The sequence below is a fragment of the Streptomyces sp. NPDC059456 genome (assembly GCF_042750055.1).
Taxonomy (GTDB): domain Bacteria; phylum Actinomycetota; class Actinomycetes; order Streptomycetales; family Streptomycetaceae; genus Streptomyces.
The window spans coordinates 1-8,125 of record NZ_JBHYVA010000375.1 but is presented as its reverse complement, the minus strand read 5'-3'; the positions used below and the strand labels follow the sequence as shown (position 1 = coordinate 8,125).

General features: G+C 71.9%; 7 protein-coding genes. 3 read left to right on the top strand and 4 right to left on the bottom strand.

All coding sequences use genetic code 11. The features are described from left to right. The first annotated feature begins 148 nt into the window (after positions 1–148). A complete protein-coding gene (locus ACFXA3_RS27230) occupies positions 149–295 on the top strand; it encodes a hypothetical protein (protein ID WP_385191003.1) in 147 nt (48 codons plus the stop codon). Between the two features lie 75 nt (positions 296–370). Here ACFXA3_RS27230 and erpA read toward each other — a convergent pair whose 3' ends face one another. Further along, the gene (erpA, locus tag ACFXA3_RS27225) at positions 371–727 is read right to left on the bottom strand and encodes an iron-sulfur cluster insertion protein ErpA (protein WP_030010511.1); all 357 of its coding nucleotides are present in this window, start codon (positions 725–727) and stop codon (positions 371–373) included. 315 nt (positions 728–1,042) lie between these two features. Between erpA and nadA the strand changes: the two genes are divergently transcribed. Next, positions 1,043–2,230: a quinolinate synthase NadA gene (nadA, locus tag ACFXA3_RS27220; RefSeq protein WP_385191001.1), complete on the top strand. Its 1,188-nt coding sequence runs from the start codon at positions 1,043–1,045 to the stop codon at positions 2,228–2,230. A 76-nt stretch (positions 2,231–2,306) separates the two neighbouring features. Here nadA and ACFXA3_RS27215 read toward each other — a convergent pair whose 3' ends face one another. The 3 genes from ACFXA3_RS27215 to ACFXA3_RS27205 all read right to left on the bottom strand — a co-directional run bounded on the left by ACFXA3_RS27215 (position 2,307) and on the right by ACFXA3_RS27205 (position 7,223). After that, on the bottom strand, positions 2,307–5,450 hold the full coding sequence (locus ACFXA3_RS27215; RefSeq protein WP_385190999.1) for an efflux RND transporter permease subunit: 3,144 nt from the start codon (positions 5,448–5,450) through the stop codon (positions 2,307–2,309). A gap of 201 nt (positions 5,451–5,651) precedes the next feature. Next, complete coding sequence (locus ACFXA3_RS27210) at positions 5,652–6,350, bottom strand: response regulator (RefSeq protein WP_385190997.1); 699 nt, start codon at positions 6,348–6,350, stop codon at positions 5,652–5,654. Positions 6,351–6,389: 39 nt separating this feature from the next. Then, on the bottom strand, positions 6,390–7,223 hold the full coding sequence (locus tag ACFXA3_RS27205; protein WP_385190995.1) for an adenosylcobinamide-GDP ribazoletransferase: 834 nt from the start codon (positions 7,221–7,223) through the stop codon (positions 6,390–6,392). Between the two features lie 87 nt (positions 7,224–7,310). Between ACFXA3_RS27205 and ACFXA3_RS27200 the strand changes: the two genes are divergently transcribed. After that, positions 7,311–8,081 (top strand): hypothetical protein, encoded by a 771-nt coding sequence (locus ACFXA3_RS27200; RefSeq protein ID WP_385190993.1) that lies wholly within the window; start codon positions 7,311–7,313, stop codon positions 8,079–8,081. Positions 8,082–8,125: the final 44 nt, after the last annotated feature.

The window sequence follows — 8,125 nt, the reverse complement described above, 5'->3', positions numbered from 1 at the left end:
CCTATACCCGTTCGAACCGGGCCACCGAGCCGATCAGCCGGAAGCCCTTGCGGGCGTACCCACGGTTGGGCCAGTCGCCCGCGCAGGCAGTGAGGCAGCGGGGCGCGCGCGCCCCGGGGCGGGGCGCGGGGCGGGGGGGTGGGGGGCGGTGTGCAACCCCCCCACCCCGAACGAGCCGGGCCGGTCCTGCATCATGCTCGCCAAGGACATGACGGTCTCGACGACCCTCGGGCAGCCGCTGGGCGAGCGCAAGGTGATCGACGCGACCACGGGCAAGCCGCTCCCCCGGCAGTAGCCCGGCACGCGCGCACACGAAAGGCCCCCGGCACCTCTCGGCGCCGGGGGCCTTCGTCGTACGGGCCGTCCAGGCTTAGCTGAACGAGTCGCCGCAGGCGCAGGAGCCGGTGGCGTTGGGGTTGTCGATCGTGAAGCCCTGCTTCTCGATGGTGTCGACGAAGTCGATGGACGCACCGTGCAGGTACGGGGAGCTCATCCGGTCCGTGACGACCTTCACGCCGTCGAAGTCCTTGACGACGTCGCCGTCGAGGGAGCGCTCGTCGAAGAAGAGCTGGTAGCGCAGGCCGGAGCAGCCGCCGGGCTGGACGGCGACGCGGAGCGCCAGGTCATCGCGGCCTTCCTGCTCCAGCAGGGTCCTGACCTTCTCGGCGGCGGCGTCGGACAGGAGGATGCCGTCGCTCACAGTGGTCTTGTCGTCCTGTACGGACATCTGCATTCACTCCCGAAGTGGGCGGCTCCCCGCCTCGGGCGGGGAAACGTCGGACTCTTGCCGTCGATGGCAACGAGCGGGGCCGCGGATTCATTCCGGACCCGACGCATGTTTCACATTCATGCTCGCACACCGGCGCGGGGAGGTGGCCCCGACGGACCCCGGGCTGCGTCACGGGCGAATTCGTCACATCGACACTATCGGCATCGTCAAAGTGACGTGAAGCGGCTATCATGGATAACGTCAAATAGACGAGAAGTCGAATCCGGCTTCAGAAGCCCTGCTTCGGAAGTCCCTTGTCGCGGAACAGAAAGGGTGCGTGTCGTGACCACCGCCCAGCCTTTGGACGTCCAGCCGACGCCCCTTGCCCTGCTGCTGCTCGGCCGTGAGGCCGACCCCAAGAGCGAGCGCGGGGTGGAGTGCCCCGGCGACCTGCCGTCGCCGTCGGACCCGGACCTGGTCGCGCGCGCCCGCGCGGCCAAGGAGAAGCTCGGGGACAAGGTCTTCATCCTCGGCCACCACTACCAGCGTGACGAGGTGATCGAGTTCGCCGACGTCACCGGCGACTCCTTCAAGCTGGCCAAGGACGCGGCCGCCAAGCCGGAGGCCGAGTACATCGTCTTCTGCGGCGTCCACTTCATGGCGGAGTCCGCGGACATCCTCACCTCGGACGACCAGAAGGTCGTCCTGCCGGACCTGGCCGCCGGCTGCTCGATGGCCGACATGGCCACCGCCGAGCAGGTCGCCGAGTGCTGGGACGTGCTGACCGAGGCGGGCATAGCCGGGGCGACGGTCCCCGTCTCGTACATGAACTCCTCCGCCGACATCAAGGCCTTCACCGGCAAGCACGGCGGCACGATCTGCACCTCGTCCAACGCGAAGAAGGCCCTGGAGTGGGCGTTCGAGCAGGGCGAGAAGGTGCTCTTCCTGCCGGACCAGCACCTGGGCCGCAACACCGCCGTCCGCGACATGGGCATGTCCCTGGACGACTGCGTGCTCTACAACCCGCACAAGCCGAACGGCGGCCTGACCGCCGAGCAGCTTCGGAACGCCAAGATGATCCTGTGGCGCGGCCACTGCTCGGTGCACGGCCGGTTCTCGGTCGACTCCGTCAACGACGTGCGCGCCCGCATCCCCGGCGTGAACGTCCTGGTCCACCCCGAGTGCAAGCACGAGGTCGTGGCGGCCGCGGACTACGTCGGCTCGACGGAGTACATCATCAAGGCGCTGGAGGCGGCCCCGGCCGGCTCCAAGTGGGCCATCGGCACCGAGCTGAACCTCGTCCGGCGCCTGGCGAACCGATTCGCCGCGCAGGACAAGGAGGTCGTCTTCCTCGACAAGACGGTCTGCTTCTGCTCGACGATGAACCGCATCGACCTCCCCCACCTGGTGTGGACCCTGGAGTCGCTGGCCGAGGGCACCCTCGTCAACCAGATCCAGGTCGACAAGGAGACGGAGAGCTTCGCGAAGCTCGCCCTGGAGCGCATGCTCGCCCTCCCGTAGCGGTCCCCCGCCGTACGCCCGAAGGGCCGCCCCCTCGTTCGAGGGAGCGGCCCTTCGGCGTTCGCCGGGCCGTACGTCAGACCCGGGCCGGGGACTCCTCGTCCGAGGACTCGTCCGGGGCCGGGACCACCGTCAGCCGGGCCGTGCGCCGGGCCTCGCGCTTCGCACGGCGGCGCTCCTTGCGGAGTTCGACCATCGTGTAGAGCGTCGGGACCAGCAGCAGCGTCAGCAGGGTCGAGCTGACCAGGCCGCCGATCACCACCACCGCGAGCGGCTGCGAGATGAACCCGCCCTCGCCGGTGACCCCGAGCGCCATCGGGAGCAGCGCGAAGATCGTCGCGAGGGCGGTCATGAGGATCGGGCGCAGCCGGTGCCGTCCGCCCTCGATGACGGCTTCGACGACGCCGAGGCCCTGGGCGCGGTACTGGTTGACCAGGTCGATCAGGACGATCGCGTTGGTCACGACGATGCCGATGAGCATCAGCATGCCGATCATCGCCGGGACGCCCAGCGGAGTGCCGGTCACCAGCAGCAGGCCGAGTGCGCCGGTCGCCGCGAACGGGATCGAGACCAGCAGGATCAGCGGCTGGACCAGCGAGCGGAACGTGGCCACGAGCAGCATGAACACGATCGCGATGGCCGCGAGCATGGCCAGGCCCAGCGAGGCGAACGCGTCGTCCTGGTCCGAGGAGACCCCGCCGATGGTGGCGGTGGCCCCGTCGGGCAGGTCGAGCGCCTTGATCTTCGTCTGGAGCGCGGCGCCGATGGCGCCGGTGTTGTCGCCGACCGGCTTCGCCGTGATCGTGGCGGCGCGGGCGCCGTCGATCCGGGTCATCGAGACCGGGCCGGGGACCTCCTTGACCTCGGCGACGTCGCCGAGCCTGACCGGGCCGACGGGCAGCGCCTGCAGCTCGGCCAGGGTGGTGGCCGGGTGCGCGGACTTGATGACGACGTCCCGCTCGGTGTTGTCCAGTACGGCCTTGCCCGCCGGGGTGCCCCGTACGGCCTGGGCGACGATCGCGCCGAGGGCGGCCTGGTTCAGGCCCGCCTCGGCGGCCTTCGGGGTGGCGGTCACCGAGATGCGGGGCACGGACTGGGACAGGTCGCTCTGGACGTCGGTGACGTCGTCGAGCGTGGCCACCTCGGCGCGGACCTGCTCGGCGGCCTTGGCGAGGACGTCCGCCTGGCCGGCCTTGACGACCACGCTGAGGTTCTGGCTGCCGAAGCCGCCGCCCGCCGAGATGCTGGTGTCGCCGATGCCGTCGAGCGTGCCGAGCACGTCCTCGATGCGCTTCTTGACTCCCTCGGAGTCGCCGGAGTCCTCCAGGGTCACCTGGTACGAGGCCTGGTTGGAGCCCGTACCGCCGCCGAAGGCGGCCAGGAAGCCGGAGGAGCCGACGGTGACCTGGTAGTCCTTGACGCCCTTGACCTCGGTCAGGGCCTTCTCGACCTTGCGGCTCGCCGCGTCGGAGGCGGCCAGCGAGGTGCCCGGGGGCAGCTGCTGCTTGACCGTCAGGACGCTCTGCTCGCCCTGGTCGAAGAAGTTGGTCTTCAGCAGCGGGGCCATCCCGAAGGTGGCGAACAGGACGACGACCGCGACGAGGAGGGTGGCGATCCGGCGGCGGGTGACCAGGCCGAGGGTCCGTACGTAGAAGCGCTGGAGGCGGCTGTTCGCCTCCTTCTCCTCGGCCTCGCGGCGCGCCTTGGCCGCGCTCTCGGCGTTCGCCGGGTCGACGCCCGAGGGGGCGCGCAGGAACCAGTACGAGAGCACCGGGACGACCGTCAGGGAGACGATCAGCGAGGCCAGCAGGGCCGCGGCGACGGTGAGGGAGAACGGGCCGAAGAACTCGCCGACCATGCCGCCGACGAAGCCGATCGGGAGGAAGACGGCCACGGTGGTGAGCGTGGAGGAGGTGACCGCGCCGGCGACCTCCTTGACCGCGGCGAGGATGGCGGCCTCGCGCTCCTCGCCGTAGCCGAGGTGGCGCTTGATGTTCTCCAGGACCACGATCGAGTCGTCGACGACGCGGCCGATGGCGATGGTGAGCGCGCCCAGGGTCAGCATGTTGAGCGACAGGTCACGGGTCCACAGCACGATCAGCGCGAGGACCACGGACAGCGGGATGGAGACCGCGGTGACCAGCGTCGAGCGCAGCGAGGCCAGGAAGACCAGGATCACGATCACCGCGAAGAGCAGGCCGAGGAGGCCTTCGGTGGTGAGTCCGGAGATGGACTTGGCGACGGGCGGGCCCTGGTCGCTGACGACGGTCAGCTCGGCGCCGGCCCCGAGGGCGGAGCGCAGCTCAAGCAGCTTGTCCCGGACGGCGTCGGAGATCGCGACGGCGCTGCCGTCCTTGTCCATGGTGAGGACGAGGGCGAGGCTGGGCTTGCCGTTGGTGCGGGTGAGGGAGACGGCCTTGGCGGGCTCCTGCGCGACGGTGGCGACGTCCGCGAGGCGTACGGCCGGCTTGCCGGGGCCGGGGCTCAGGCGCAGGTCCTGGAGCTGGGCGAGGGAGGTGTAGCCGCCGCCGACGCGGACGGTGCGGTTCTTGCCGGCCTCGTCGAAGGAGCCGGCGGGGACGGTCGCGCCGCCCGCCTGGAGGCCCTGGGCGAGGGCGGCGCCGTCGAGGCCGGCCGCCGCGAGCTTGGCGTTGTCGGGGGTGACGGCGACCTGGAGGTCCTGGACGCCGTCGACGGTGACCTGGCCGACGCCCTCGATGTCCTCCAGGACGGGGACCACGGAGCGGCTGAGCTGGTCGGCGAGCGCCTGCTGGTCCTTGTCCGAGGTGACGGCGAGGACGACGGTGGGGATGTCGTCGGTGGAGCCGGCCACGACCTGGGGGTCCACTTCGGCGGGCAGCCGCACGCGGGCCCGGTTCACGGCCTGCTGGACGTCGGCGACGAGCTGCTTGGTGCCCTCGTCGCCGTAGTCGAACTTGGCCATGATGAGGGCGTTGCCCTCGCTGGCGGTGGAGGTGATGCCGGTGATGCCGTCGACGCCCTTGAGGGTGGCCTCGATCGGCTCGATGACCTGCTTCTCCACCACGTCGGGCGAGGCGCCCTGGTAGGGCGCGAGCACGGACACCATCGGCAGTTCGATGGACGGCAGCAGCTGCTGCTTGAGCTGCGGGATGGCTATGGCGCCGAAGAGCAGTGCGGTGATCGACACGAGGCCGATCAGCGCTCTTTGGGCCAGGCTGAAGCGGGACAGCCAGGACATGGGTGTGGGATCTCTCTGCAGTGGCGTGCGCGGGGCGTGGCCTGAAGGCCGCGGGCCTTCAGCCTTCCGTACGCGGGGGCGGCGCTGCGTCGCTCCCAGGTGCCGCGTCCTTATCCGCCGCATACCGCGTCCGCAGTACGCGCCCGTACTGCGCGGTCCCGGGCGCGGGGGGTGCGGGGGGGCCGGCGCGCGGCGGCGGCGCTACTCGGCCCGGGGCCGGACCAGTCCCGATTCGTAGGCGATGACGACCAGTTGGGCCCGGTCGCGGGCGCCGAGCTTGGCCATGGCCCGGTTCACGTGGGTCTTGACGGTGAGCGGGCTGACCTCGAGCCGTCCGGCGATCTCGTCGTTGGACAGTCCCGCGGCGACGTGGACGAGGACCTCGCGCTCGCGGACGGTCAGCGCGGCGAGCCGCGCGGCGTGCGCGGCGGGGGCGGCGGGGTCGGCGCCGCCGCCCTGGGCGAGGAAGGTGGCGATGAGCCCTTTGGTGGCGGCCGGGGAGAGCAGCGCCTCGCCGGCCGCGGCGACGCGGATGGCGTTGAGGAGTTCCTCGGGCTCGGCGCCCTTGCCGAGGAACCCGGAGGCGCCGGCCCGCAGGGACTGCACGACGTACTCGTCGACCTCGAAGGTGGTCAGCATGACCACGCGGACGGCGGAGAGTTCGGGGTCGGCGCTGATCATGCGGGTGGCGGCGAGCCCGTCGGTGCCGGGCATCCGGATGTCCATGAGGACCACGTCGGGCCGGGTCTCCCGGGCCAGGGCGCAGGCCGCCGCGCCGTCGGAGGCCTCGCCGACGACCTCCATGTCGGGTTCGGAGTCGACCAGCACCTTGAACGCGCTGCGGAGCAGGGCCTGGTCGTCGGCGAGCAGCACCCTGATGGGCGTCGGCGTCTCTTCCACGCCCCGCACCCTACGCGGTCCCCTCCCGGGGGAGGGCGGTCAGCCCAGGGCCAGGACGACGAGGGCGGCGGTCCCCGCGATCTCGGCGAGGGCGCCGAAGACGTCGCCCGTGACCCCGTCGAAGCGCTGGACGCACCGGCGGAGCAGCAGCTCCGCCGTCGCCAGGGCGATCAGGACCGCACCGGCGCACTGGACGGCGGCGCCCGGCCCCACCGGCAGGGCGGCGGCCGCGGCCAGCACGGCCACCAGTGCGGCGAGCCCGGCGGCCGAGCCCTTGGGGAGCACCCCGGCGACGGCCGCGCCGAGCCCCTCGGGCCGGGCCGGCGGTACGCCGTCGCGGGCGGCCAGGGTCATGGCCAGCCGGGCGGTGACGGCCGCGATGACCGTCGCGAGGGCCCCGTGGAACCAGCTCTCGGCGTAGAGGTCCGCCAGCGCCGCGGCCTGGACCAGCAGCACCAGCAGCAGCGCCACCACCCCGAAGGGGCCGATGTCGGACTGCTTCATGATGCGCAGCGCCGCCTCGGCCGGCTTGGCGCTGCCCAGCCCGTCCGCGGTGTCGGCGAGCCCGTCGAGGTGCAGTCCACGGGTCAGGGCGGCCGGTACGGCGAGGGTGACGGCCGCCGCGAGCAGCGGGCCGCCGCCCAGGATCAGCAGCAGGACCCCCGGTACGGCCGCGAGGGCGCCCACGACGAGCCCCGCGAGGGGTGCGCAGGCCATGCCGGTACGGGCCGCGGGCCGGTCCCAGCGGGTGATGCGGGCGGGCAGCACGGTGAGGGTGCCGAACGCGAAGCGCACGCCGTCGCGCAGGGAGGCGCGCTCGGCGGGCGGCGTCAGGGGCTGCCCGGGAGGCTGGTCGTCGAACGAATCTTTCATCGGCGCGAACGCTACCTGCTCACCGCGAGCGGTAAATTGCCCCATACGGGAAAAATGGGGAGCTGCCACGACAGGGGAGCCGGCGGTATGGGTCACTGGTGGTACCGGAACATCGTCGAACCGGGGAAACTCCCCCTGCTCCTCGCGCTGCTCTCGTTCGTGATGTCGTTCCTGGTCACCCGTGTGATCACCCGGCTGATCCGGGCGGGGCGCGGGCCGTTCAAGAACATCACCCCGGGCGGCGTGCACGTCCACCACGTCGTGCCGGGCGTCGTCCTCGTGATCATCGGCGGCTTCGGGGCGGTGGGCAGCGGCCGGTACGGGTTCGGCGCCATGGCCTCCGCCGTCATCTTCGGACTGGGCGCGGGGCTGGTGCTGGACGAGTTCGCGCTGATCCTGCACCTCGACGACGTCTACTGGAGCGAGCAGGGCCGCAAGAGCGTCGAGATCGTGGTGCTGACGGCCGCTCTGGTGGCGCTGGTGCTGGGCGGGTTCCTGCCCTTCGGCGTCAACGACCTGACCGCCGACGAGCGGCAGAGCCGCGGGCTGGTCGTCATGAACACCGCCACCAACTTCTTCCTGGCCCTGATCGCCCTGTGGAAGGGCAAGGCGCGCACCGCGTTCTTCGGGACGGTCATCCCCTTCGTGGCGCTGGTCGGGGCGATCCGGCTGGCCCGGCCCGGCTCGCCGTACGCGAAGCGGTTCTACGCGAAGCGCCCGCGGGCCCGCGCCAAGGCCAGGCTGCGGGCCTTCCACCACGACCGGCGCTGGGCGGGGCCGCGCCGCCGGTTCGAGAACTTCATCGGCGGGACCCCGGACCCGGCGCGGGCGCCCGTCTCGAAGCCGACGAAGCACTGAGCGGACACGACGGCGCCCGGCCCGCCCCCGCGAAGGGGCCGGGC

What these genes read in the sequence shown, in the direction of transcription:
- ACFXA3_RS27205 (WP_385190995.1), bottom strand. Translation starts at nt 7,223, where the DNA reads ATGAAAGATTCGTTCGACGACCAGCCTCCCGGGCAGCCCCTGACGCCG.
- ACFXA3_RS27215 (WP_385190999.1), bottom strand. Translation starts at nt 5,450, where the DNA reads ATGTCCTGGCTGTCCCGCTTCAGCCTGGCCCAAAGAGCGCTGATCGGC.
- erpA (WP_030010511.1), bottom strand. Translation starts at nt 727, where the DNA reads ATGTCCGTACAGGACGACAAGACCACTGTGAGCGACGGCATCCTCCTG.
- ACFXA3_RS27200 (WP_385190993.1), top strand. Translation starts at nt 7,311, where the DNA reads ATGGGTCACTGGTGGTACCGGAACATCGTCGAACCGGGGAAACTCCCC.